Genomic DNA, 24,208 nt, shown 5'->3' on the forward strand with positions numbered 1-24,208 from the left:
GCGCCACTTGGCCGAGAAACACGCTGATATCTCGACAAACCGGCGCCGGGCCAAGGACAATAGCCACCTGCCGACAGGAGTCCTGAATGCGCCGTCTGTTTTCCCTGATTCTGCTGATGATCTGCACCGTGCCTGTCTGGGCAGACAACCTGGATCAACTGTACAAGGCCGCCGGCTGGCCCGACCAGCGCGCCCACTTCAACGATGCCCTGAGCGCCGCCCAGGAACGCTACCGCAACAGTTTGCCACCCGCCGTTTACCAGGCGCTGGTCAACAACAGCAACCAGCGCTTCCAGGCCCAGGCGGTGGACCGCCGCGCCCAGGCAAAGCTGCGCGCCACCTTGGCCAACCCGGCTCCGGCCCTGGCGTTCTTCCAGTCACCGCTAGGGCGCAAGGTGGTAGCAGCCGAACTCAAGGCCACCCGCAAGGACGAGCTGGCCAAGAACGCCAAGGGCCTGCCGAAGATCCAGGCCAGCGACGACCGCCTGCTGGTCATCGGCCACCTGGCCCAGGCCCTGCCAGCGCGTGAAGCCGGCGCCGAAGTGAGCCTGGCCATCGCCGGTGTGGCGGCCGATAGCCTCAGTTCGATGATCCCCGGCCTGTTCGGCGGCGGCCAGGCCCAGGGCCTGCTAGACGGCCAGCGCCAACGGCTGATGGGGCAGATTGGCGAAGACCTCAACAACACGCTGCTGTACGTCTACCGCGACTTGTCCGATGCCGAGCTGGAAGCGTTCGCCACCTTTGCCGAGTCGCCGGACGGCAAGGCCTACTACCAGGCGGCGTTGGCCGCTGTCCGCGCTGGCCTGGCGGTTGGCCAGAGCGCCAACGACCTGCAATGATCAGCCCAGACGCTGGTCGATGAAGTCGAAGTAGCGCTGGCGGATGCCCGGTAGCTCGTTGGCCAAGTGGTGACGGGCTTCGGGCAACATCAGGATCTGCGGCTCGGCAAACTTGGCCTTGAGCACCGCGAGGTTGTAAGGCCAGTCCACCGTACCATCGGCCTCCCCCTGCACGATCAACGGCTGCCGCGTGCTGCGTGGCGCGGCCTCGATGCGTTTGACCCAGGCGATCAGTGCACCCACCCAGGCGGTTGGCAAGCGGCGCGGTTGCAGCGGGTCGGCTTCCAGGAACGGCAGGAAGGCCGGGTCGTTGGTGTTCTCGCTGAAGCGTCGTTCGATGCCGTTGACGAAATGCCGCAGCACCCGATAGCTGAACTTCGACCAACGCCAGGAGCACGGCCGCACCAGCGGTGCCAACAGGATGACCTGGCCATTGATCGGGCTGCGTGCGCCCTGGTGCAGCAGGTGGTCCACGGCAATGGCGCCGCCCGTGCTCTGCCCGCACAGGTGCCAAAGGCGCGGCAGTTGCAGCAGGCGCGCCTGTTCGAACAGGGCGTCCAGCACCTGCTGGTACACTGCGAAATCACTGATGCTGGCCCGCTCACCACTGGACAGGCCGTGGCCGGGCAGGTCGCAGCTGATCACGGCAAAACCCTGCTTGAGTGCCCACTCGATCACATGCCGGTAGAGGCCCATGTGGTCGTAGTAGCCGTGCAGCAAGAACAGCGTCGCGGTGGGCTGGTCGGGCAACCAGGCCTGCCCGACCAGGTCGAAGCCCGCCGCCTGGAAACCGCCCAGCCAGCTGTGTACCGGCAGGTTCAGGCCGTAGAAGCGCTGGTAGCCCTGCGCCTCGGTCGTTAACGGCTGGCGAGCGGCCAACGGCGCCAGGTGGGTGCGCAGGAGGTCGGGGTGAAAAGCAGCGGGCATCGAGCACATCCACATTGATGCAAGTATTGATCTGGAATCTTCAGCTCTGGCCGGCGTCATGGCAAGCTTGCTCACCTTTGAACAACCACTGTCTTGCACAAAGCCTGAAAGCTGGCGCGATCACTGTGGGAGCGGGCTTGTCCCGCGAACACCGGCAACGCCGGTGCCATCCACCGCGTCGCCTGCTTCGCGGGACAAGCCCGCCCCCACAAAGGGTCACCGAGTCGTCATGAATAGCCGAATCATCAAACCGCTGTGCACGGTAATCGCCTTATTGGTCAGCGCCGTCATACTCTGGCAGGCCTACACCACCTTTCAGGCCCGCTACCTGCGCCCATTCGACAACCAGGCCACGCTGTTCGATGGCAGCCAGCTGCAACTACCGGCCGAGCTGGCCGGCCCCGGCCCGGTTCGTGTGGTGCATTTCTGGGACCCCGCGTGCCCGTGCAATGTCGGCAACCAGCAGCACCTGGGCGACCTGGTCAGCCAGTTCGCAGGCCGCGGCGTTACCTTCCACGTGCTGCAAAAGCCCGGCAGCCACGGCCAACTGCCCGCCAACCTCACCGCCCTGAAGCCCACCGCCAACCTGCCCGGCAGCGAGCACCTGCCCGCCTCCCCGGCCGTGGCCATCTGGGACCGACAAGGCCGCCTGGCCTACTTCGGCCCCTACAGCGAGGGTGCGGTGTGCAATGCCAGCAACAGTTTCGTCGAGCCAATGCTCAAGGCCCTGCTCGACGGCCGCCAGGTCAGCGCCTCCAATACACTGGCAGTGGGCTGCTACTGCCCCTGGGCGGGCTGACGCACCCGCGCCGGGTTACCCACCACCGTCGCACCCGCCGGCACATCCCGGGTCACCACACTACCGGCACCCACCACGGCATTGTCGCCAATGGTCACCCCCGGCAGGATGATCGCCGCGCCGCCGATCCACACGTTGTTGCCAATGGTCACCGGCCGCCCGCTCTCCAGCCCGCTGCGCCGCACTTCGGGGTCGAGCGGATGGTCGGCGGCGTAGATCTGCACGTTGGGGCCGATCTGGCAGTCATCGCCGATACGCACCGGCACCACATCGAGGATCACGCAGTTGAAGTTCATGAAGGTATTGCGGCCAATACTGATGTTGTAGCCATAGTCGCAATAGAACGGCGGGCGGATCACCGTGCCTTCGCCAATGTGGGCAAAGTGCTCCACCAGCAACCCATGACGTGCCTCGTTGAGCAATTCGACACTGCTGTTGTAACGGTGCATCCAGTGCTTGTTGGCGATCTGCTCGGCTTGCAGCTCAGGGCAGCCAGCGTGGTAGAGCTGGCCTGTGAGCATTTTCTGTTTTTCGCTGAGGGACATGGAAACTCCTTCCTGGGGGCTATGCTCTGTTCGCGAATCCACCGATGATCGGACCACATTTTCTGCTTGAACGCACAAGGAGTCTGCATGAAGCGCAGCCTGACCCTGTTGGCCGTGGTTGTGGCCGTAGCCGCTGGCGTCGGTTACTGGTACGTGCAGGGCAAACTGCCACAGCGCGAGGGCGAGGTGGCCATGGCCGGCCTGCAAGCGCCGGTCAGCGTGCGCTACGACGCCCGCGGCGTGCCGCACCTGCAAGCGCAGAGCGAGCCAGACCTGTATCGCGCCCTGGGCTATGTGCATGCCCAGGACCGGCTGTTCCAGATGGAGATAATGCGGCGCCTGGCCCGTGGCGAACTGGCCGAGGTGCTTGGCGACAAGCTGCTACCCACCGACACCCTGTTCCGCAGCCTGCGCATTCGCGAGCAGGCCGCCCTGATGGCCAGCCGTCAGGACCCGCAGTCACCTGCCTGGCAGGCCCTGCAAGCCTACCTCGACGGGGTCAACAGCTGGCAGGCCAGCCATCCCAAGCCCATGGAGTTCGACCTGCTCGGCATCACGCCGCGTCCGTTCACCGCCGAAGACACTCTGAGCATCGCCGGTTACCTGGCCTACAGCTTCGCGGCCGCGTTTCGCACCGAGCCCGCACTGACCTACATCCGCGACCAGCTGGGGCCTGAATACCTGAACATCTTCGACCTCGGTTGGCAGCCCGAAGGCGCCCTCGGCACACCACTGGCCGCTGCCGATTGGCAAAGCCTGGAGGCCCTCGCCCGGCTCAGCCATGACGCACTGGGCGAGGCCGGTATCCCGCAGTTCGAAGGCAGCAACGCCTGGGCAGTGGCCGGCAGCCATACCCGCAGTGGCAAGCCGCTGCTGGCCGGCGACCCGCATATCGGCTTCGCGGTGCCCGCGGTGTGGTACGAGGCCGAACTGTCAGCACCCGGCTTCAACCTGTATGGCTACTTCCAGGCGCTCAACCCGTTCGCCTTGCTGGGCCATAACCGCGACTTCGGCTGGAGCCTGACCATGTTCCAGAACGACGACCTCGACCTGATCGCCGAGCGCACCAACCCTGCCGACCCCAACCAGGTCATGGTCGACGGCAAATGGCAGGCGTTGCAAAAGACCGAACAGCAGATCGCGGTGAAAGGCGAAGCGCCGGTGACCCTCAGCCTGCGCCGCTCGCCCCATGGCCCGATCGTCAACGACGTGCTGGGCGCCACGGCCGGGTCAACGCCAATCGCCATGTGGTGGGCGTTTCTGGAAACCGAAAACCCGATCCTCGAAGGTTTCTACCAGCTCAACCGTGCCGATACCCTGGGCAAGATGCGCGATGCCGCTGCCAAGGTTCACGCGCCGGGGCTTAACTTTGTCTGGGCCAATGCGGGTGGCGATATCGGTTGGTGGGCGGCGGCAAAGCTGCCAATCCGACCCGACGGCGTCGACCCGGCATTCATCCTCGACGGTGCCAGCGCGCAGGCCGACAAGCTCGGTTTCTACCCTTTCAACGTTAACCCGCAGCAGGAAAACCCGGCCCGCGGCTATATCGTCTCGGCCAACTACCAGCCACCGGCAGCGGTGTCGATACCGGGTTACTACAACCTGCCCGACCGTGGCCGCCAACTCGACCGACAGCTGGCCAACCCTGATGTGAAATGGGATACGCAGAACAGCCAGGCACTGCAGCTGGACACGGCCAGCGATCACGGTCCACGCACCCTTGCACCGCTGCTGGCAACGCTGCGCGCGGTGGCCGAAGGTGACGAAGAAAAGGAGCTGGTCGAGCAGCTGGCTGCCTGGCGCGGCGACTACCCGCTGGACTCGACCAGCGCCACGTTGTTCAACCAGTTCCTCTACGAACTGGCATTCGCGGCCCTGCATGACGAACTGGGCGACACGTGGTTCCCGGTACTGATCAGCACCCGCGCCATCGACGCTGCCTTGCCACGCCTGGCCGCGGATGCCGACTCACCCTGGTGGAACACCCGCGGTGGCAACCAGCGTACCGACCGTACCGCAGTCGTGCGCACGGCTTGGCAGAGCAGCTTGAAGCACTTGCGTGACGCCCTGGGCAGCGACCCGGCCCGCTGGCAATGGGGCAAGGCGCATACCCTGACCCACAACCACCCGCTGGGGGTAAAGAAGCCGCTGAACCTGCTGTTCAACGTCGGGCCGTTCGCCGCACCCGGTACCCATGAAGTGCCCAACAACCTCTCGGCGAAGATCGGCCCGGCGCCATGGCCGGTGACCTATGGGCCGTCGACGCGGCGGCTGATCGACTTTGCCGATGCCGGGCAGGCACTGACCATCAACCCGGTCGGGCAGAGTGGCGTGCCGTTCGACAGGCATTATGCAGACCAGGCCAAGGGGTATGTGCAGGGGCAGTATGAGCGGGCGCAGATGGGGGTGATTCCGGCGCAGAGTACCCTGAGGCTGGTACCGGGTGGGTGATCGATGGGGCCGCAAAGCGGCCCCAATTACATGGTCAGCCCTGCCACTTGCCCCCTTCGACAATCACGCTTTCCGGCTTGGTGTCATCGCTCAGTTCCTTGCGCACATACTGGTCATACAGTTTCAGCAGAAACTTCTCTTCCCCCAGCTTGGCCAGCTCGGCATTCACCCAGTCACGCAGCTCGGTGTTGCCCTTCTTGACCGCTGGCGCAATCGGCGCTTCGTCACCCAGCAGCTGCGGCAGCACGCGGTAGCCCGGGTTCTGCTTGGCCCAGCTGAACAGGATCAGGTTGTCCTGGGCATAGGCATCGCCACGGCCAGTGGCCAGGGCTTGCAGCGACTCGCTGTTCTTCTCGAACTTGAGCAGTTTCCACTCAGGGTGGTGCTTGGTCAGCCAGATGTCGGCCGTGGTGCCGGTGGTGACGATGATGGTTTTGTCGGCCAGGTCGTCAAGCTTCTGCACCGGGCTGCCATCTGCAACGATGGCCTGCACGGCAACGCGCAGGTTGGGGTTGGTGAAGTCCACCGCTTCCTTGCGCTCCGGGGTGACGGTCATGTTGGCGAGGATCAGATCGACCTTGTCGCTCTGCAGGAACGGAATACGGCTGGCCGGTTCCACGGCAACGAACTCGACCTTGTTTTCATCACCCAGCAGGTCCTTGGCCAGGCGCCGGCCGATGTCAGTGTCAAAGCCCACATAGCGGCCTTTTTCATCGACGAAGCCAAACGGCGGTTTGTCGGTGAACACCCCGACAATCAGCTTGTCGCGGGCCTTGATGGTTTCCAGGTAGCTGGTGGCTGGCGACGCCGCTGCCGGCTTGGGCGGTTCTTCGGCCTTGTTGCAACCGGCGAGCAGGGCCAGGCCGAACAACGGCGCCAGCAGTTTGGTGAGGTTGGCAGTTTTCATGACAGTTCCTTGTGCAGTGTCTTTGGCAGGCTTTCTACGAAGGAGAATTTCTCCAGGAACTGCTGCGCGCGTGCGGTCTGCGGTTTGGTGAAGAAGCTCTCGGGGTCGCCTTGTTCAAGGATCCTGCCGGCCTCCATGAACACGATGCGGTCGGCCACCGCGCGAGCGAAGGCCATTTCGTGGGTAACGATGAGCAAGGTCATGCCGTCGCGGGCCAGGCCCTGGATCACTTGCAGCACCTCCTTGACCATTTCCGGGTCGAGGGCGGCGGTAACCTCGTCGAACAGCATCACCTCGGGGTTCATGCACAGTGAGCGCACGATGGCGATGCGCTGTTGCTGGCCGCCGGACAATTGCCGGGGGAAGGCGTCGCGTTTGTCCAGCAGGCCGACCCGCGCCAGCAGCGCCTCGGCCTGGGCCTGCGCCTCGGCGCGTTCGCGTTTTTGTACCTTGAGCGGGCCAAGCAGCAGGTTGTCGATCACGCTCATGTGGCCGAACAGGTGATAGCTCTGGAACACCATGCCCACCCGCTGACGGACGTGGCGCCAGTCGGTGCGCGGGTCAAGCAGCTCGAGCCCGCCCAGCCGCAGGTGGCCACTGTGGGCCTGCTCCAGGCCGTTCAGGCAGCGCAGCAGCGTGCTCTTGCCGCAACCGCTGGGGCCGAGGATGACCACCACTTCGCCGGCCGCCACCTTGAGGTCGACGTCCTTGAGCACCTGGTGCTCGGCAAAAAACTTGTTGAAACCCTGGAATTCGATCAATGCGCTCATGAGTGTGCCCAGCGGCGTTCCAGCACGCGCGAAGCGGCGGACAGCGGATAACAGATGATGAAGAAGAACAGGAACAAGGCGCCGTAGATCAGCACCGATTCGTAGGTGCGTTCGATGATCTGCTGGCCGGCCTTGATCACCTCGACCACGCCGATCAGCACCGCCAGCGAGCTGGTCTTGATGATCCGCGTGTAGATGTTGATGGTCGGCGGGGTCATGCGCTTGAGTGCCTGGGGCAGCAACACGTAGCCATACAGCTGCCAGCCGGCCAGGCCGATCGACAGCCCGGCCTCGCGCTGGCCACGTGGCAGCGATGCCAATGCACCGCGCACTACCTCGCCCACCTCGCTGGCGCCCCACAGGGCCAAAACCAGCACGGCGCACCAGAAGCTGGGGATGCTCAGGGCAAAGAAGATCGGCAGGCCAAAGAACACCAGGTACAGCCAGACCAGCACCGGGATGGCGCGGAACAGCTCCAGGTACACCTGCAAGACGATGTTCAGGGCACTGTTGCCCACGGTTGCCAGCACGCCGTACAGCACGCCACCCAGCGTTGCGAACAGGATGCCCAGCGCCGAGATGGCCAAGGTCTGCGCGGCGCCGCCAGCCAGCTGCGGCAACGCCTGCAGCAACAGTTCAGATGCCGAACTGGCCATGTTGCAGCCTCCTTTCCACGTAGCGCAGCAGCAACGACAGCGGCAGGAACAGCAGCACGCAGAGCAAGGTCAGCACGGTGAGCATTTCGTAGGTCTTGTAGTACAGCGCGATGTAGTTCTTGGTGGTGTAGAGGATTTCCGGCACGGCCACCGCCGACACCACGGTGGTTTCCTTGAGCAGGAAGATGAAATTGGCGAACAGCGCCGGCAAGCTGAGGATAGTGGCCTGGGGCAGCACCACATGGCGCAGCAACTGGCCCTCGGACAGGCCGATGGAGCGCCCGGATTCGAGCTGGGCGCGCGGCACGGCCTCGATGCCGGCCCGCAACACCTCGGTGAGATAGGCACCGCCCATGAAGGTCATGGTGATGATCGCTGCGCTGAAACCGGAAATTTTCAGCCCCAGGCTCGGCAAGGCGAAGTAGACGAAGAACAGCTGGATCAGCAGCGGCGTGTTGCGCGCCAGCTCCACGTAGGCTTTGACCAGTCGCCACAGGTAGGGGGTGCGTAGTACCAGCAGCGTGGCATTGACCAGGGCGACCAGTAGCGAGGTGGCAATGGCGATCAGGCCTACCTGCAAGGTCACGCCCACGGCCTTGAGGAAGGCGGGTAACGTGCTGAGGATGAATGCGGTGTCGAGGGTCATGGGTAGAGCAAGTCTGCAGGGTGCGCGGGGCACGATTGCTAGACTCTAATGATCTAAAAAATTTTTAATAAATACCTTTATTGCATATGCATATCACCAAGCATTTTTCACCGGGCATACATCCTGGGGCTGCTTTGCAGCCCAAGATACAGAAACAAAAACGCCGACACAGGGGTGTCGGCGTTGGGTTATGCAGGGTATCGCAAGCGAATCAGAACGCCGGCAGCACAGCACCCTGGTACTTCTTGGCGATGAATTCTTTCACTTCCGGGCTGGTCAGGGCCTTGGCCAGTTTCTGGATGGCTTCACTGTCCTTGTTGTCCGGGCGGGCAACCAGGAAGTTCACGTATGGCGAGTCAGCGCCTTCGATCACCAGCGCATCCTTGGCCGGGTTCAGGCCGGCTTCCAGCGCGTAGTTGGTGTTGATCATGTCCAGGTCGACCTGGTCCAGCACACGCGGCAGCATGGCCGACTCAAGCTCGCGGAACTTCAGCTTTTTCGGGTTTTCGGCAATGTCCTTGGGGGTGGCCAGGGCATTCTTCGGGTCTTTCAGGGTGATCAGGCCAGCCTTCTGCAGCAGGATCAGGGCGCGGCCGCTGTTGCTGCCTTCGTTAGGGATGGCCACAGTAGCGCCTTCCTTCAGCTCAGACAGGTTCTTGATCTTCTTCGAGTAGCCACCGAAGGGTTCGACGTGTACGCCGATCACCGTTTCCAGGTGCGTGCCCTTACCTTCGTTGAAGCTCTTCAGGTAAGGCAGGGTCTGGAAGTAGTTGGCGTCAAGGCGCTTCTGGTCCACCTGCACGTTCGGCTGCACGTAGTCGGTGAAGACCTTGATTTCCAGGTCCACGCCTTCCTTGGCCAGAGCAGGCTTGATCAGCTCAAGAATCTCGGCGTGGGGTACCGGGGTAGCGGCAACCACCAGTTTCTCGGCGGCGGCGGCCAGGCCTGAGAACGACAGGGCAGCGGCCAGGGCGGTGGTCAGCAGGGTCTTCTTCATGGTGGTCCTTGTTCTGAATCTGGGCCATCGGCGATGGCGAATCGGGTGCCCAACCGGTTCACCAGCGGGCATGAGGCGGACAATACCTAGATTTTTTATTCCGTAACAATATCTTTTATTTAGCTGCTTATTCCAAAAACAACATGCCACCAGCCACTTTGCTTATGAGCGATGTCTAGCCCGCGGTGTTGGGCAAGTCGAGGTCCTCAGGCTGGATCTCTGCGCCGTCATTCACCAGCAAGGCAAAGTGAATGACGTTCTCCAGTTCGCGGGTATTGCCAGGCCAGAAATGCGCTTCCAGCACCTGCTGCGCAGCCTCGCTTACCAATGGCACAGGCCGCTGCAGACGCGCGCTGTAGATGCCCACAAAATACTCGGCCAGCGGCAGGATATCGCCCGGCCGCTCGCGCAGTGGCGGCAGTTCCAGCGCACCCTCGCGCAGGTACTGGTACAGGCGCTCGTTGAAACGCCCGGCACGTACCACGCGCGCCAGGTCGATGCTGGTGGCGGCGACCAGGCGCACATCCACCGGCTGTGGCTGCTGTGCGCCCACCCGGGTGACCTCGCGGTTTTCCAGGGCCGCCAGCAGCTTGCCCTGGATGGCCAGCGGCAAGTCGGCAATCTCATCCAGGTACAGCGTGCCGCCGTTGGCCGAACCGAACCAGCCGGCGCGGCTGCTGGCCGTACCGCCATGGCTGCCGGCGCTATAGCCGAACAGCTCGGCATCGGCGTAAGTGGGGCTGATGGCCGCACAGTTGACCGACACGAATAGCCCTCCACGGTCGCTGGCACGATGGATCTGCCGGGCCAACAGTTCCTTGCCGGTGCCGGTTTCGCCCCGGATCAGCACGGGCAAGGGTTGCGGTGCCAGACGCTCAAGGTCTTCACGCAACTGCTGCGAACGCGGGTCGATGAACACCAAGGCCTTGGCACGGATGCTCAGCGGGCTTTTGTCCAGCTCAGGGAAGGTCAGCAGTGGCTGGCCAAACGGGTGTTGAAGCGTCATGACGAACTCCCGCCCCAGGCCTGCAATGGCCGGGCGTCAGGTAAACGGTAAACAGCAAGGGGTGTCAGGCGCGACGCAGTGCGCGCTGCTCAACCCGGCTCTGCAAGCGATACAAGTAGGCGAAGCCTTGTTCCCAGCGCTCATGCCCGGACTTGACGTTGATGTGCCCGGCATTGCTCAGCAACCCCGCTTCGGCGCCCCATGCCTGGGCCAGGTACAGCGCCCGCGGCACGCTCACGGCCGGATCGTTGTCCGAGCTGACTACCTGGCTGGGAAACGGCAGCGCTTCGCCAGGGATCGGCGCAAAGTTACGCAGGGCTGGCGCGCAGGTGGGGCGCTCGACGTCTGCCGGCGCCACCAGCAGTGCACCACGCACCCTGCGCAGCAAGGCCGGGCTGGCCTGCGCGGCCCAATGGGCGACAGTGATGCAGCCAAGGCTGTGGGCAATCAGGATCACCGGCGCACGCTCGGCGGCAACCGCCTGCTCCAGCGCCCGCACCCAGTCCTGACGTTGCGGGGTGAGCCAGTCGTGCTGCTCGACCCGCGCACTGTTGGGCAGGGTACGCTGCCAGTGACTCTGCCAATGGTTGTCTGGCGATCCTTGCCAGCCCGGCACAATCAGGTAACGAATAGACTCATTGCGCATGGGGACGCCTCCAGTAAGTTTGCGTGCTTGGAGACAAGTATAGGGAGGGAGTTATATTCGTAAAGGAATAAGAAGCTATTTATTAATAACTATATGTAATTTATGCCGATAGCCCTATCGCCGGCAAGCCAGCTCTCACAGGGACTGCACAAAGCCTGAGGGCAGCACAATACCTGGGGGCGCTGGCTTGCCGGCGACAGGGCCCTCACAGGCAAAAAAAAAGGGCCTACCCCTGCCAAGAGATATGGCCCCAACGCACTTGCGTGAGTCACTTGCCTGAAGAAGTTTTGCAGCCATCAGCGCGCGGTGATCACCGCCAGTTTGCTGATCCCCGCACGTTCGATGGCTGCCATGGCCCGCGCCACTTCGCCGTAGTTCACGCCGTCATCGGCCTGCAGTTGCACGCGAACGTTCGCGTCCTTGTCCTTGGCGGCCTTGAGGTTGGTTTCCAGCAGGTCGGGCTGGATCTGGTCCTTGTTGATGAACAGCTTGCCCTCGCCGTCGATGCTGACCACCAGTGGGTCCTTCTGCTCCACCGGGGCAACGGCCTCGGTCTTGGGCAAGTTGATGGGGATGGCATTGGTCAGCAGCGGCGCGGTGACGATGAACACCACCAGCAACACCAGCATGACGTCTACCAAGGGCGTGACGTTGATTTCACTGAGGACTTCGTCGCTGTCCTGGGTCGAAAAGGCCATATCAGGACGCCTCCTTTACCGGCTGGGTGAAACCAGCCTGGGGTTTTTGCACAGCGGGGTGCACCAGCACGCGGAAGGCACTCTTCTGCGCCAGGCTGTAGAAGTCGTGGGCGAAGTCATCCAGGTCGGCGGCGGTCAGCTTGAGGCGACGCAGGAAGTAGTTGTACACCAGCACCGCAGGCACCGCGACGGCGATGCCCACACCGGTAGCCACCAGTGCCGCACCGATGGGCCCGGCGACGGTTTCCAGGCTGGCGGAGCCGGCCGCACTGATGCCCTTGAGCGCTTCCATGATGCCCCACACGGTGCCGAACAGGCCGATGAAGGGCGAGGTGCTGCCGATACTCGCGACCACCGCCAGGCCGGTTTCCAGCGAGCGGCGCTCACGCACGATCTGCTGGCGCAAGGCGCGCTCCAGACGGTCCTGGTGGTTGATGGCGTGGCTCAGGTCGTTGGCCTGGGTATCGCCAACGGCAATCGCGGCGTAGCCGGACTGGGCAACGCGGGCAGCCGGCCCGGGCAGCTCATGGCTGAGTTCAGCGGCCGAGTCCAGGCTGGAGGCAGCCCAGAACTGCTTGTGAAAGCGCTTGTCCTGGTTTTTAAGCCGCACGAACTGCGCAACCTTGACCAGGGCGAGGCCCCATGTGACGACAGAAAAACCGACCAGCAGCCAGATGACTGCGCTTTCAACGGATTCGAGAGGGGATGCCAGCAGGCTCATGATGATGTCTTCCTGTGTTCTGCGAAATAGTTAGCGAAGCTTGAAATCGATCGGCACGCTGACCCAGCCGGTCTGGGCCACATCGCCCTGCTTGGCGGGTACGAAGCTCCATCGCTTGACCGCGGCCAGCGCGGCAGCGTCGAGGGCGTCACGGCCACTGCTTTTCTGTACCTGGATCTGCCCGGGCTTGCCGCTGGGCAGCACCTCTACGCGCAACAGCACGGTGCCTTCCCAACCACGGCGCTGGGCCATTTGCGGGTATTCCGGTGCCGGGTTCTTCAAGTACGCGGCGTTGGCCGATGCCGGGGTTATCGGGGCCGGCGCGGGTGGCGCAGGCGCAGGCGGTGCGGGGGCGGCCACCGGCGCTGGCGGTGGTGCCTCGACCGGCTTGGGCTGTGGCTTGGGCGCTTGCTTGACCACAGGCTTAGGCACGGGCTTTGGCTTGGGTTTGGGCTTGGCGGCCAGTTCGTCGACTACCGGTGGTGGCGGTGGTGGCTCGACCACGGGCGGCGCGGGCGCTGGCGGCGGAGGCTCGACCACAGGCGGTGCAGGCGCAGCAAATTCGATAGTCATGGGCGGCACCTGTGGCGGCACCACCGGCAGTTCGGGCGTTGGCGCCTGGCTGACCCAGTATGCTGCGGCGCCATGCAGGGCCAGCACCAGCAGGCCCAACACCAGCTTGTCGCGGCGCTTGAGACCGCTGACGGGCGTGCGTTGCAGGCGCAGCTGGCCAAGCGGGAGGCGAAGCGTGCGTCCAAGCTCGACCAGGTCACCCGGGGCCGGGCGCCATGGCTGGTCGTAGGCCCTGACGGCCGACTGGACATTACCCATTGATCAAACTCCTGGGGTCTCGATTCAGGTGTGTGGCTGAATCATCGGGGCCAGAGGCTTATCTCTTAAAGTAATGTTTAAAATTATGGTTATAACTGAATTGAATATTGTTTTTGAGGGGGTCCGTGAAAGCCACGGATTGCGTGGGCTGCGGCTTTCATGGCTAAAGGCTATGCATTGGGGGCATGCAAAACATTCGCGTAAGGCATGAGATTGCCGCGAGGGCTGCGCCCTCGATCGCGACGCAAGGCCGCTCCCACAGGAAATTGCAGCTCCCTGTGGGAGCGGCCTTGTGTCGCGATGGGCTGCGGAGCAGCCCCGGCAATCCGACAGGCATAAAAAAGCCCGAGACCAAGCCCGGGCTTCTCATCATCAAGGGCAGATCAGATATCCGCCACCTTCTGCCAAACCTTCGGCCGGAAGAACAACGTCTCTCCCCGCGCCAACCCGGTCAGGCTGTCATGGTCCTTGACCACCTCGGCCTCGATCAGCTCGCTCTGCCCTTCCACCTTCAACGTTACCCGCGTGGTAGCGCCCAACGGCCGGATATCCCGCACCTCGGCAGCATGGTGCCCTTCGGTCTCATGCCGTGACAGCGACACCTCATGCGGGCGGAACAGCACATGGTGCCCTTCGCTCAGCGCCAGGCGGTTGGAGTCGCCCAGGAAGTGGTAGACAAAATCGTTGGCCGGCTGCTCGTACACCTCGCCCGGCGAGCCGATCTGCTCGATCACGCCCTTGTTCATGACCACGATGCGGTCAGCCACTTCCATGGCCTCTTCCTGGTCGTGGGTGACGAATACCGACGTCAGGTTGATGTCCTCGTGCAGCCGCGCCAGCCAACGCCGCAGCTCCTTGCGCACCTTGGCGTCCAGCGCACCGAACGGCTCGTCCAGCAGCAGCACCTTGGGCTCCACTGCCAAGGCGCGGGCCAGGGCAATACGCTGACGCTGGCCGCCAGACAACTGCTCGGGGTAGCGGTCGGACAACCAGTCCAGCTGCACCATGTTCAGCAACTCGTGCACTTTCTCGGCGATCTTGCTCTCGCTCGGGCGCTCGCCCTTGGGCTTCATGCGCAGGCCGAAGGCGACGTTGTCGAACACGCTCATGTGGCGGAACAGCGCGTAGTGCTGGAACACGAAACCGACGTTGCGGTCACGCACGTCGTGGCCGGACACATCCTCGCCATGGAACACGATGTTGCCCTGGTCCGGGGTTTCCAGGCCGGCAATGATGCGCAGCAGGGTGGTCTTGCCACAGCCGGACGGGCCAAGCAGCGCCACCAGCTCGCCGCTGTTGATGTCCAGGTTGATGTTGTTCAGGGCCTGGAAGCTGTTGAAGCGCTTGCTGACATTACGAACTTCGATCGACATGAATCATTCCTCCGCGGCGCTGTGGCGCAGGCGGTTAATACGGTTCTCGCTCCACTGCTTGAGCAGCAGGATGAAGAGCGCCAGGATCAGCAACAGGCTGGCCACGCTGAAGGCCGCGACGTGGTTGTACTCGTTGTAGAGGATCTCTACATGCAGCGGCAAGGTATTGGTCACGCCACGAATGTGGCCCGACACCACCGACACCGCGCCAAACTCGCCCATGGCCCGTGCAGTACACAGCACCACGCCATAGATCAGGCCCCATTTGATGTTGGGCAAGGTCACGTGCCAGAACATCTGCCAGCCATTGGCGCCCAGCAGGCGCGCAGCCTCCTCTTCTTGCGTGCCCTGCTCCTGCATCAGCGGGATCAGCTCACGGGCCACAAACGGCACGGTGACGAAGATGGTCGCCAGGACGATGCCCGGCAGGGCGAAGACGATCTGGATGTCATGGTCCTGCAGCCAAGGCCCGAACAGGCCCTGCGCGCCGAACATCAGCACGTAGACCAGGCCGGCGATTACCGGCGATACCGAGAACGGCAGGTCGATCAGGGTGACCAGGATACTTTTGCCACGGAACGTGTACTTGCTGACGCACCAGGCGGCGCTGACACCGAACACCAGGTTCAACGGTACCGAAATGGCTACGGCGAGCAGGGTCAGCTTCAGCGCCGACAAGGCGTCAGGCTCGAAGATCGCCTCGAAGAAGGTGCCAAAACCGTTCTTCAGCGCCTGCGACACCACGATCACCAGCGGCAGCAGCAGGAACAGGGCGAACACCAGCCAGCCAAGGCCGATAAGAATGCGCCGCGACGTAGCACTGCCACGGCGGGCGGCGTTGGCGGCGGCGCTTGCACTCAGGGATGAACTGGACATGCCGGCCTCCTTCAAGGGGTTTCGATGCGGCGCTGCAGCAGGTTGATCAGCAGCAGCAGGATGAAGGAAACCACCAGCATCAGCACGCCGATGGCGGTCGCGCCGGTGTAGTCGTACTGGTCGAGCTTGACCATGATCAGCAGCGGCAGGATCTCGGTCTTCATCGGCATGTTGCCGGCAATGAAGATCACCGAACCATACTCGCCCACACCGCGGGCGAAGGCCAGGGCAAAGCCGGTGAGCCAGGCCGGCAGCAGCGCTGGCGCCAGTATATGGCGGAACACCTGCAGCGGTTTGGCCCCCAGGCAGGCAGCGGCCTCTTCCACTTCACGCGGGATGTCGGCCAGCACCGGCTGCACCGTGCGCACCACGAACGGCAAGGTGACGAAGGTCAGCGCCAGGGTGATGCCCAACGGGGTGTAGGCAATCTTGAAGCCAAGGTCGGTCGCAAACTGGCCAACCCAGCCCGCAGGCGCGTACAGGGCGGTCAGGGCGATACCGGCAACGGCGGTGGGCAGGGCGAACGGCAGGTCGATCATCGCGTCGATGATCTTGCGCCCCGGGAAGGTGTAGCGCACCAGCACCCAGGCCAGCAGGGTGCCGATCACCCCGTTGATGATGGCGGCGAACAGGGCGGTGCCGAAACTCAGCTTGAGTGCGGCGATCACCCGCGGCGCACTGATGATGTTCCAGAACTGCTCCCAGGTCAGCTGCGAGGCATGAATGAACATGGCGGCCAGCGGTATCAGCACGATCAGGCTGAGGTACACCAAGGTGTAGCCCAGCGTCAGCCCGAAGCCGGGTATGACGGGGGAAATACGACGTGACATAAGTATCCCTGGTTGAACGCACTAAGCCCGGAATCAACCCCGGGCCGGTGCAAGCTTTTGAATCCTGGGGCTGCGTTGCAGCCCATTCGCGGCACAAGGCCGCTCCCGCAGGGATCGCGGTTCCACAGGGGATCGCGGCTCTTTGTGGGAGCGGCCTTGTGCCGCGAATGGGCCGCAAGGCGGCCCCCGCTTTTCCTTGGCGTTTACTGTGCCTGATAGATCTGGTCGAACACACCGCCATCATTGAAGAATTTGGGTTGTGCAGTTTTCCAGCCACCGAAGTCCTTGTCGATGGTTACCAGGTCCAGTTTCGGGAATTGCTTGCCGAACTCGGCAGCGACCTTCTCGTCACGCGGGCGATAGAAGTTTTCGGCGGCAATCTTCTGGCCGGCCGGGCTGTACAGGTGCTTGAGGTATTCGGTGGCAATTTCGGTATTGCCCTTCTTCTCGGCGTTCTTGTCCACCACCGCCACTGGCGGCTCGGCCAGGATCGACAGCGAAGGTACGACGATGTCGAACTTGTCGGCGCCACCGTCTTCCTTCAGCGCCAGGAACGCTTCGTTTTCCCAGGCCAGCAACACGTCGCCCTGGCCGTTGTTGACGAAGGTGATGGTCGAGCCACGGGCGCCGGTATCCAGCACCGGTACGTGCTTGAACAGCTCCTGCACGTAGGCCTTGGCCTTGTCTTCGCTACCACCGGTCTTCAGGCCATAGGCCCAGGCCGCCAGGAAGTTCCAGCGCGCACCGCCGGAAGTCTTCGGGTTGGGGGTGATGACCGAAACGTCCTTCTTGATCAGGTCGCCCCAGTCCTTGATACCTTTCGGGTTGCCCTTGCGCACCAGGAACACGATGGTCGAGGTGTACGGGGTGCTGGCGTCCGGCAGACGGGTCTGCCAGTTGTCCGGCAGGGTCTTGCCAAGCTTGGCAACTTCGTCGATGTCGCCGGCCAGGGCCAGGGTCACCACGTCGGCGCGCAAGCCGTCGATCACCGCACGGGCCTGCTTGCCCGAGCCACCATGGGATTGCTGGATCTTCACCTTGTCGCCCGGGTGGGCCTGCTGCCAGTGCTTGATGAACTCGGCGTTGTACTGCTGATACAGCTCGCGGGTCGGGTCGTAGGACACGTTCAGCAGTTCGTAGTCCTTGGCGATGGCGGAACCGGCAAAAACAGCACTGGCCAGGGCGGCGAGCGCATAACGGCGGATGGACATGGTGAAGCTCCCGATTGGCATTTTTCTAATTTTGGATGTAGGGCGTGCTCAGCCGGACTTGTTGCCGGGCTGTTGCAGGCGGAACTTCTCCTTGCGCTCGATCTGTACGACCTGAGCGTTGTGCACAGTGATCTCCACCGCACCAAACCGCAGGTCGCGCAAAGCGCTCTGGATTTCACGCAGAATGGTGGCTTCGTCCTGACCGTCGATGCTACGCAGAGATGCACTCATGCTCGTTCTCCTTGGAGTGAGGGTGCCGGGCAGAGGTTTGAAGGGGATTTGCGCCTGGCTTGAGGGCAATAGTAGTGAGGCGGAGTTATTCTTAAAAATACTGTTTAAGAATGTTTATATAACCAAATCAAAATTGCGATTCAACAGCCGACGCAAAGCCCTGTGGGAGCGGGTTCACCCGCGAATGCGAGGGTGGAGCTACCGTCGCATTCGCGGGTGAACCCGCTCCCACAGGGTCCGTACAAGGCTTCAGTTTTGTTTCTGCGGCTCGCGAATCTTGTACCAGGCCACATACAGCGCCGGCAGGAACAGCAGCGTCAGCAGCGTTGCCACGATGATCCCGCCAATCATGGCGTAGGCCATCGGCCCCCAGAACACCTCGCGGGCGATCGGGATCATCCCCAGGCTCGCCGCCGCCGCAGTCAGCAGGATCGGCCGCCGACGATGGTTGGTGGCTTCCACAACCGCATCCCAAGGCGAGAAGCCCTGGGCTTCGAACTCGTCGATCTGGGTCACCAGAATCACCGAGTTACGAATGATGATGCCCGCCAGCGCCAGGATGCCGAGGATCGCCACGAAGCCCATCGGGGTACCGGTGGGCACCAGCGCCAGCACTACACCGATCAACCCCAGCGGCGCCACGCTGACCACCAGGAACAGCTTCTGCACGCTGTGCAGCTGGATCATCAGGAAGGTCGCCATCAGGAACAGCATCAGCGGAATGACCTTGGCGATCGGGCCCTGGGCCTTGCTGCTCTCCTCCACCGTACCGCCAGTGGCCACTTCGTAACCGACCGGCAGCTGGCTGGCGAACTCATCGATCTTCGGCTTGAGCTGCGCCACCAGGTCGGTGGGCTGGATCTCGCCAGTGACCGAAGCCTTGAGGGTGATGGTCGGCTTGCGATCCCGGCGCCACACCAGCGGCTGCTCCAGCTCGTAGCGCACGGTAGCGAATGACAGCAGCGGGATCGAAGTACCATTGGGGGTGAGAATCTGCAGGTTCTGCAGGGTATCGGGCGAGCCGCGCTCACTGTCTTCGGCGCGAGCGACCACGTCCACCAGGTAGATGTTGTCGTTGACCTGGGTGATCTGCACGCCACTGACGATGCTGTTCATCACATTGGCCACGTCTTCCGACGACAGCCCCAGCTGGCGTGCCTTGTCCTGGGCGATTTCCACCCGCAGCACCTTACCCGGCTCGTTCCAGTCGTAGATCATCTCGCCGATGTGCTTGTTCTGGTCAAGCAAGGTGGCCAGTTCGATCGCGTGCTTGCGCACCTGATCGATATCAGGACCACTGACCCGGTACTGGATCGGCCGCCCTACAGGCGGGCCCATTTCCAGCGACTGCACATTGGAGCCAATGCCGACGAACTCTTCATGCAGGATCTTCTGCAAACGCTCCATCATGCCCTGGCGCTCTTCGAAGCCTTTGCTGACAATCACCAGCTGCGCGTAGTAAGGGTTCTGCAACTGCTGGTCGAGGGGCAGGTAGAAGCGGACCGCACCCTGACCAATGTAAGTGCTCCAGTGCACCAGGTCCGGGTCGTCCTTGATCCGCGCCTCGAAGCGGTCGACCACCTTGCGCGTTTCCTCGATCGAGGCGTTCTGTGGCAGGTTGAGGTCGACGAGAATTTCCGGGCGGTCCGAGGACGGGAAGAACTGGTTCTGCACGAAGCGCATGCAAAAGAGCGCCAGCGCGAACAGCACCACGGTACCGATGATGGTCAACCAGCGGTTGCGCATGCACCACAGCAACCCGCCTTCAAATGCCCGCCCGACACGGCCAGGCTCGGCCTCATGGGCCTTGACCTTGTCGCTCTTGAGAATATGCACCCCTAGCACCGGCGCAAAGAACACTGCCACCACCCAAGACACGATCAGGGCCACGGCGATGACCGCGAACAGGGTGAAGGTGTATTCACCCGCGGAGCTGGCGTTCAGGCCGATAGGCACAAAACCCGCCACGGTCACCAAGGTGCCGGTCAGCATGGGAAAGGCTGTGGAGGTGTAGGCGAATGTCGCCGCCTGCTCCTTGCTTTCGCCCATTTCCAGCCGCGTGACCATCACCTCCACGGTAATCATCGCATCGTCCACCAGCAGGCCAAGCGCAATGATCAACGCCCCCAGCGAAATCCGCTGCATGGTGATGCCGCTGTACTCCATGAACACGAACACCATGGCCAGCACCAGCGGGATCGAACAGGCCACCACCAGGCCCGCACGCACGCCGAGGCTGACAAAACTGACGGCCAGCACAATCACCACTGCCTCGAACAGCGCACTGGTAAAGCCGCCGACCGCTTGCTTGACCACCACGGACTGGTCCGACACGGTGTGTACGCCGACACCTATCGGTAAGTCCTGGACCACTTTGTCCATGCGCTTTTTCAGCGCCTCACCGAACACCTGGATATTGCCACCGGCCTTCATGCCGATGGCCAGGCCCAACGCCGTCTGGCCGTTGTAGCGGAACATCGGTGAAGGCGGGTCGACGTATCCGCGCTCGATGTCGGCGATGTCGGCCAGGCGGAAGAAGCGGTCGTTGATCCTCAGGTTGACGGTTTGCAGGTCCTTTTCCGAGGCAAACTGGCCGGAGGTACGCACCGAAATACGTTCCGGGCCGGCCTCGATGACGCCAGCCGGGGTCACCGCGTTCTGCGATTGCAGGGCCTGCATCACCTGGCGCTGGTCAATGCCCAGGGCGGCCAGCTTGCGGGTGGAGAAGTTCAGGTACAGCACTTCGTCCTGAGTGCCGACCAGCTCGATCTTGCCGATGTTGGGCACATCGCGCACCTCGGCCCGGGCCTGTTCCACGTAGTCACGCAGTTGGCGCAAGGTCAGGCCGTCGGCGGTAAAGGCATAGATCGAGCCGAATACATCACCGAATTCGTCGTTGAAACCCGGGCCCTGGATGCCCGCCGGGAATTCGCCACGAATGTCCTGGATCTTCTTGCGCACCTGGTACCAGATATCCGGAATGTCCTTGGCCTTGGTGGTGTCGCGCAGGTAGACGTAGACCGTGGATTCACCGGGGCGGGTGTAGCTCTTGGTGTAGTCGAGCGAGTCGAGTTCTTCGAGCTTTTTCTCGATGCGGTCGGTGACCTGGTACAGGGTTTCGTCCTGGGTCGCGCCGGGCCAGCGGGTCTGGATGACCATGGTCTTGATGGTGAATGACGGGTCTTCCTCGCGCCCGAGGTTGAAGTACGAAAAAATCCCCATCAGCAGGCCAACGAACATCAGATACCACACGAATGACTGGTGCTTGAGCGCCCATTCGGAGAGGTTGAAGCTTCCTTTCATTGCGCATCCTCGTCGAAGGTGACCTTCTGGCCAGGCTTGAGGCTGTTCACACCCGCGGTAACCACGCGCTCGCCGGGCTGCACGCCTGACGTCAGCACGATGCTGTCGGCGGTACGCTCGATCAGCTCCACGTCACGGGTTGCCACGGTCTTCTGCTGCGTATCGATCACCCACACCTGGGTCTTGCCGTCACGCTCCAGCAACGCGCTCAAGGGCAGCTCGCTACGAGGCGTCACTTCAGAACTCAGGGTCACGCTGATGGCAGTGCCCAGGTGGAACGCCGCTGGCGTGCTGGCCAGCGTCAGGCGGGCGCGGCGGGTACGGGTGGTGGCGTCGGCCTGGGGTTCCAGTTCGCGCAGGCTGGCCGTGGTGCTGATGGTCGGGTCGAGTTGCGAGGCAACGGTGAAGGTCAGGCCTTTGCTCAACTGCTCAGCCAGCCCGATCGGCAGGTCGATTACCGCTTCTTTCACATCCGGTCGGGCCAAGGTCACCACCGCTTGGCCGGCCGTAACGGTTTGCCCGGCTTCGGCCTGCCATGCGGTGATCACGGCGGCGTGGTCGGTGCGCAAGGTGCTGTAGTCGAGCTGGTCGCGAGCCTGGCTGAGCGCAGAGCGCGCCTGCTCCAGCGCCGCACTGGTGGTTTTCAGGTTGGTCTGGGCGATATCCAGCTGGGCCTGGGCACCAACGCCACGGTCATACAGCTGTTGCTGGCGACGGGCATCGGCCTGGGCGTTGATCCACTGCGCCTGCACCTTGGCCAGGTCGCCTTCGGCGGCGCGCAGCTGGTTCTGCTGGTCGGTGGGGTCGAGGGTGGCCAAGGTGTCGCCGGGCTTCACCTGGGCGCCCACATCCAGCCAGCGCCGGGCAATGCGCCCGGAAACCCGGAAGCCCAGGGTGCTTTCGAAACGCGCCTGGATACTGCCGGCGAAGCGGCCCAGTTGCGCCTGTACCTGGGGTTCGACCTTGACCGACAGCACCGGCCGAACCGGCTCGGGGGCCTCTTCCTCGCTACTGCAGCCAGCCAGCAATACGCCGGCCGACAGCATCAGCAGCAGGCGCTTCATAGCTCACCCCCTTGGGCCTTGGCGTCGACCTTTTGCACCTGCATGCCGGGGTGCAGCAGCTGCCCACCCGTGACCACCACGGTTTCACCACCCTTCAGGCCACTGGCGACCACAATCTTGCCGGTGAGGTAACGGCTGACTTCGACTTTGCGCAATTCCACCTTGTCGCCCTCGCCCACCACCCACACGGCGGGGTCATGCAGGGCCTTGGTCAGTGCCGACCACGGCAGCTCGATGCTGGGCCGGCCCTGAGCATTGGTGGTGGCGGTCACGGGTGCGCCCAGTTGCATACCTGCTGGTACGTCCTTCAGGCCTACCTTGACCTGCACCGTGCCGCTTTGCGCAGACACCGTGGGCGTGATCTCGCGCACGAAGCCATGCGCCTGGACCTTGGGGTCGTCCAGCAGGCTGACGATCACCCCCGCATCGCTGGGCGGCGCTACCAGCAGTGATTCGTAGACGTTGAACACTGCATCGCGGTCGCCGTCAGTGGCCAGGCTGAAGATTGGCATGGTCGCCTGCACCACCTGGCCAACCTCGGCCTGGCGCTCGGTGATGACCCCGGCGGCCTCGGAGACCAGTGCGGTATAGCTGAGTTGTTCGTTGGCGTTAGCCAGTTGCGCCTGGGCGGCCTTGAGCGCGCTCTGGTTACTGCGCAGCGCGGCTTCGGCGGAATCGTACTCGCTCTGGCTGGTGTAGCCCTTGGGCAACAGTTTTTGCTGGCGCACAAAGGCCGCGCTGGTCTGGGTAACCCGCGCCTGCGCGGCAAACACCTCGGCCTTGGCCGAGTTGACGTTGTTCTGCAGGTCTTTCGGGTCCAGCCGGGCCAGCACCTGGTTGGCCTTCACGTGATCGCCCACGTCCACGCTGCGCGAAATGATCTTGCCGCCAACCCGGAATGACAGGTCGGTCTGCACCCGCGCCTGTACGTCGCCGGTCAGGGTAACCCGGGCAGCGAAGTCGGTGGGCTGGACCTGCTGCACACCAACCCGAGGCAGCGTCTCGGGGACCTCTTCCTTGCTACAGCCAGTGAGCATGTAAAGCAGCCCCAGGCAGACGACCGACAACGGACGTATCAACGCCATGCTGGCTCCTTGCTTGTGCACAAATGATTTGTGGAATGCGACTGTGAGCGTAGTTCAGGGTTCGATAAACATCACTGACGCGCATCACTCCGGCATTTTCACAGCCTGTGCCGGCCTCTTCGCGGGTGAACCCGCTCCCACAGAGATCGTGCATAGGCTGAATCCTGTGCAGTACCTGTGGGAGCGGGTTCACCCGCGAAAGGGCCGGTCCTGCCATATCCAGAAATCATCTGCTTCCCTGGGGGTGCAACACAGCCACTACCTTGGGATGTTGATCTCTATTCAAGGAAGAACCTGATGCCCAGGGCCCAATCCCATCTGCTTCGTCGTGGTCGCTATTCAGAACTTGGCAGGCTGTATCTGCTGACCACTGTTACCCATCAGCGCAAGCCGCTATTCGATGACTTCCACCATGCCCGGTTAGTCATTCACCAATTGCGGCAAGCCGATCAAGAGCACGCCTGCCGCTCACTGGCGTGGGTGCTGATGCCAGACCATCTGCATTGGCTGATCGAGCTGAAAGGAACAACACTGGCTACCCTGATGCGCAGGTTCAAGTCCCGCTCCAGTCTCGCATTACATCAGGCAGGGGTTAAGCATGACCCGGTATGGCAGCCTGGGTATCAGGACCGGTCATTGAGAAGGGAGGAAAGCATGGTGCATGTAGCCCGGTACATTGTTGCCAATCCATTGAGGGCTGGATTGGTCAGAAGTGTCCGGGAATATCCACACTGGGATGCAGTATGGCTTTGATTCGATGCTGGAGCCTTGGGGGGGGGGGGGGGGGGGGGGGGGG

24 protein-coding genes are annotated in these 24,208 nt (G+C 62.9%); 4 read left to right on the forward strand and 20 right to left on the reverse strand.

Annotated features, from left to right (window positions below; genetic code table 11):
* Positions 1-86 precede the first annotated feature (86 nt).
* Positions 87-839 (forward strand): DUF2059 domain-containing protein, encoded by a 753-nt coding sequence (locus AC07XM_RS10440; protein ID WP_016489699.1) that lies wholly within the window; start codon positions 87-89, stop codon positions 837-839.
* On the opposite strand, the gene bipL is transcribed toward AC07XM_RS10440, so the two are convergent.
* Positions 840-1,766 carry a phospholipase BipL gene (gene bipL, locus AC07XM_RS10445; protein ID WP_096426887.1) on the reverse strand — a complete coding sequence of 309 codons (927 nt, stop codon included), beginning with the start codon at positions 1,764-1,766 and terminating at the stop codon, positions 840-842. It abuts the gene before it with no gap.
* 229 nt (positions 1,767-1,995) lie between these two features.
* Between bipL and AC07XM_RS10450 the strand changes: the two genes are divergently transcribed.
* Positions 1,996-2,565, forward strand: coding sequence for a DUF6436 domain-containing protein (locus tag AC07XM_RS10450; RefSeq protein WP_102689960.1), 570 nt, complete (start codon positions 1,996-1,998; stop codon positions 2,563-2,565).
* Here AC07XM_RS10450 and AC07XM_RS10455 read toward each other — a convergent pair.
* On the reverse strand, positions 2,544-3,110 hold the full coding sequence (locus AC07XM_RS10455; RefSeq protein WP_102689961.1) for a sugar O-acetyltransferase: 567 nt from the start codon (positions 3,108-3,110) through the stop codon (positions 2,544-2,546). The two genes, AC07XM_RS10450 and AC07XM_RS10455, sit on opposite strands and share 22 nt — an antisense overlap.
* Positions 3,111-3,197: 87 nt before the next feature.
* Between AC07XM_RS10455 and AC07XM_RS10460 the strand changes: the two genes are divergently transcribed.
* On the forward strand, positions 3,198-5,561 hold the full coding sequence (locus AC07XM_RS10460) for a penicillin acylase family protein (protein ID WP_102689962.1): 2,364 nt from the start codon (positions 3,198-3,200) through the stop codon (positions 5,559-5,561).
* Between the two features lie 34 nt (positions 5,562-5,595).
* On the opposite strand, the gene AC07XM_RS10465 is transcribed toward AC07XM_RS10460, so the two are convergent.
* From AC07XM_RS10465 to AC07XM_RS10550, 18 genes are all read right to left on the reverse strand, one after another.
* Positions 5,596-6,468, reverse strand: a complete 873-nt coding sequence (locus AC07XM_RS10465; RefSeq protein WP_016489704.1) for a transporter substrate-binding domain-containing protein — start codon at positions 6,466-6,468, stop codon at positions 5,596-5,598.
* The gene (locus tag AC07XM_RS10470; RefSeq protein WP_016489705.1) at positions 6,465-7,238 is read right to left on the reverse strand and encodes an amino acid ABC transporter ATP-binding protein; all 774 of its coding nucleotides are present in this window, start codon (positions 7,236-7,238) and stop codon (positions 6,465-6,467) included. Before AC07XM_RS10470 ends, AC07XM_RS10465 begins: the two co-directional genes overlap by 4 nt.
* The gene (locus AC07XM_RS10475; RefSeq protein WP_102689963.1) at positions 7,235-7,894 is read right to left on the reverse strand and encodes an amino acid ABC transporter permease; all 660 of its coding nucleotides are present in this window, start codon (positions 7,892-7,894) and stop codon (positions 7,235-7,237) included. The genes AC07XM_RS10470 and AC07XM_RS10475 overlap by 4 nt, the downstream gene beginning before the upstream one ends.
* Positions 7,875-8,540, reverse strand: coding sequence for an amino acid ABC transporter permease (locus AC07XM_RS10480; RefSeq protein ID WP_016489707.1), 666 nt, complete (start codon positions 8,538-8,540; stop codon positions 7,875-7,877). Before AC07XM_RS10480 ends, AC07XM_RS10475 begins: the two co-directional genes overlap by 20 nt.
* Positions 8,541-8,751: 211 nt before the next feature.
* Positions 8,752-9,537: a MetQ/NlpA family ABC transporter substrate-binding protein gene (locus AC07XM_RS10485; protein WP_016489708.1), complete on the reverse strand. Its 786-nt coding sequence runs from the start codon at positions 9,535-9,537 to the stop codon at positions 8,752-8,754.
* Positions 9,538-9,712: 175 nt separating this feature from the next.
* Positions 9,713-10,543, reverse strand: coding sequence for a sigma 54-interacting transcriptional regulator (locus AC07XM_RS10490; protein WP_016489709.1), 831 nt, complete (start codon positions 10,541-10,543; stop codon positions 9,713-9,715).
* Positions 10,544-10,607: 64 nt separating this feature from the next.
* Complete coding sequence (locus AC07XM_RS10495) at positions 10,608-11,189, reverse strand: alpha/beta hydrolase (protein WP_016489710.1); 582 nt, start codon at positions 11,187-11,189, stop codon at positions 10,608-10,610.
* 296 nt (positions 11,190-11,485) lie between these two features.
* A complete protein-coding gene (locus tag AC07XM_RS10500) occupies positions 11,486-11,887 on the reverse strand; it encodes an ExbD/TolR family protein (RefSeq protein WP_016489711.1) in 402 nt (133 codons plus the stop codon).
* A gap of 1 nt (position 11,888) precedes the next feature.
* Complete coding sequence (locus tag AC07XM_RS10505; protein WP_016489712.1) at positions 11,889-12,608, reverse strand: MotA/TolQ/ExbB proton channel family protein; 720 nt, start codon at positions 12,606-12,608, stop codon at positions 11,889-11,891.
* A gap of 30 nt (positions 12,609-12,638) precedes the next feature.
* Complete coding sequence (locus tag AC07XM_RS10510) at positions 12,639-13,439, reverse strand: energy transducer TonB (RefSeq protein WP_012274721.1); 801 nt, start codon at positions 13,437-13,439, stop codon at positions 12,639-12,641.
* A 383-nt stretch (positions 13,440-13,822) separates the two neighbouring features.
* A complete protein-coding gene (locus AC07XM_RS10515; RefSeq protein ID WP_016489713.1) occupies positions 13,823-14,812 on the reverse strand; it encodes a sulfate/molybdate ABC transporter ATP-binding protein in 990 nt (329 codons plus the stop codon).
* A 3-nt stretch (positions 14,813-14,815) separates the two neighbouring features.
* Positions 14,816-15,688: a sulfate ABC transporter permease subunit CysW gene (cysW, locus tag AC07XM_RS10520; protein WP_016502135.1), complete on the reverse strand. Its 873-nt coding sequence runs from the start codon at positions 15,686-15,688 to the stop codon at positions 14,816-14,818.
* A gap of 11 nt (positions 15,689-15,699) precedes the next feature.
* Entirely contained in the window at positions 15,700-16,518 is an 819-nt protein-coding gene (cysT, locus tag AC07XM_RS10525; protein WP_012274724.1) for a sulfate ABC transporter permease subunit CysT, read from the reverse strand.
* Positions 16,519-16,721: 203 nt separating this feature from the next.
* Positions 16,722-17,729, reverse strand: a complete 1,008-nt coding sequence (locus AC07XM_RS10530) for a sulfate ABC transporter substrate-binding protein (protein ID WP_016489715.1) — start codon at positions 17,727-17,729, stop codon at positions 16,722-16,724.
* A gap of 48 nt (positions 17,730-17,777) precedes the next feature.
* Positions 17,778-17,960 (reverse strand): sulfur starvation response protein OscA, encoded by a 183-nt coding sequence (gene oscA / locus AC07XM_RS10535; RefSeq protein WP_016489716.1) that lies wholly within the window; start codon positions 17,958-17,960, stop codon positions 17,778-17,780.
* 249 nt (positions 17,961-18,209) lie between these two features.
* Complete coding sequence (locus AC07XM_RS10540; RefSeq protein WP_016489717.1) at positions 18,210-21,263, reverse strand: efflux RND transporter permease subunit; 3,054 nt, start codon at positions 21,261-21,263, stop codon at positions 18,210-18,212.
* Positions 21,260-22,327 (reverse strand): efflux RND transporter periplasmic adaptor subunit, encoded by a 1,068-nt coding sequence (locus tag AC07XM_RS10545; protein WP_016489718.1) that lies wholly within the window; start codon positions 22,325-22,327, stop codon positions 21,260-21,262. The genes AC07XM_RS10540 and AC07XM_RS10545 overlap by 4 nt, the downstream gene beginning before the upstream one ends.
* Positions 22,324-23,412: an efflux RND transporter periplasmic adaptor subunit gene (locus tag AC07XM_RS10550; protein WP_016489719.1), complete on the reverse strand. Its 1,089-nt coding sequence runs from the start codon at positions 23,410-23,412 to the stop codon at positions 22,324-22,326. The genes AC07XM_RS10545 and AC07XM_RS10550 overlap by 4 nt, the downstream gene beginning before the upstream one ends.
* Before the next feature lie 297 nt (positions 23,413-23,709).
* Here AC07XM_RS10550 and AC07XM_RS10555 point away from each other — a divergent pair, with 297 nt between their 5' ends.
* Entirely contained in the window at positions 23,710-24,165 is a 456-nt protein-coding gene (locus tag AC07XM_RS10555) for an REP-associated tyrosine transposase (protein WP_023047984.1), read from the forward strand.
* The last annotated feature ends 43 nt before the right edge of the window (positions 24,166-24,208 follow it).

It is taken from the genome of Pseudomonas sp. GW460-LB5 (assembly GCF_059423245.1).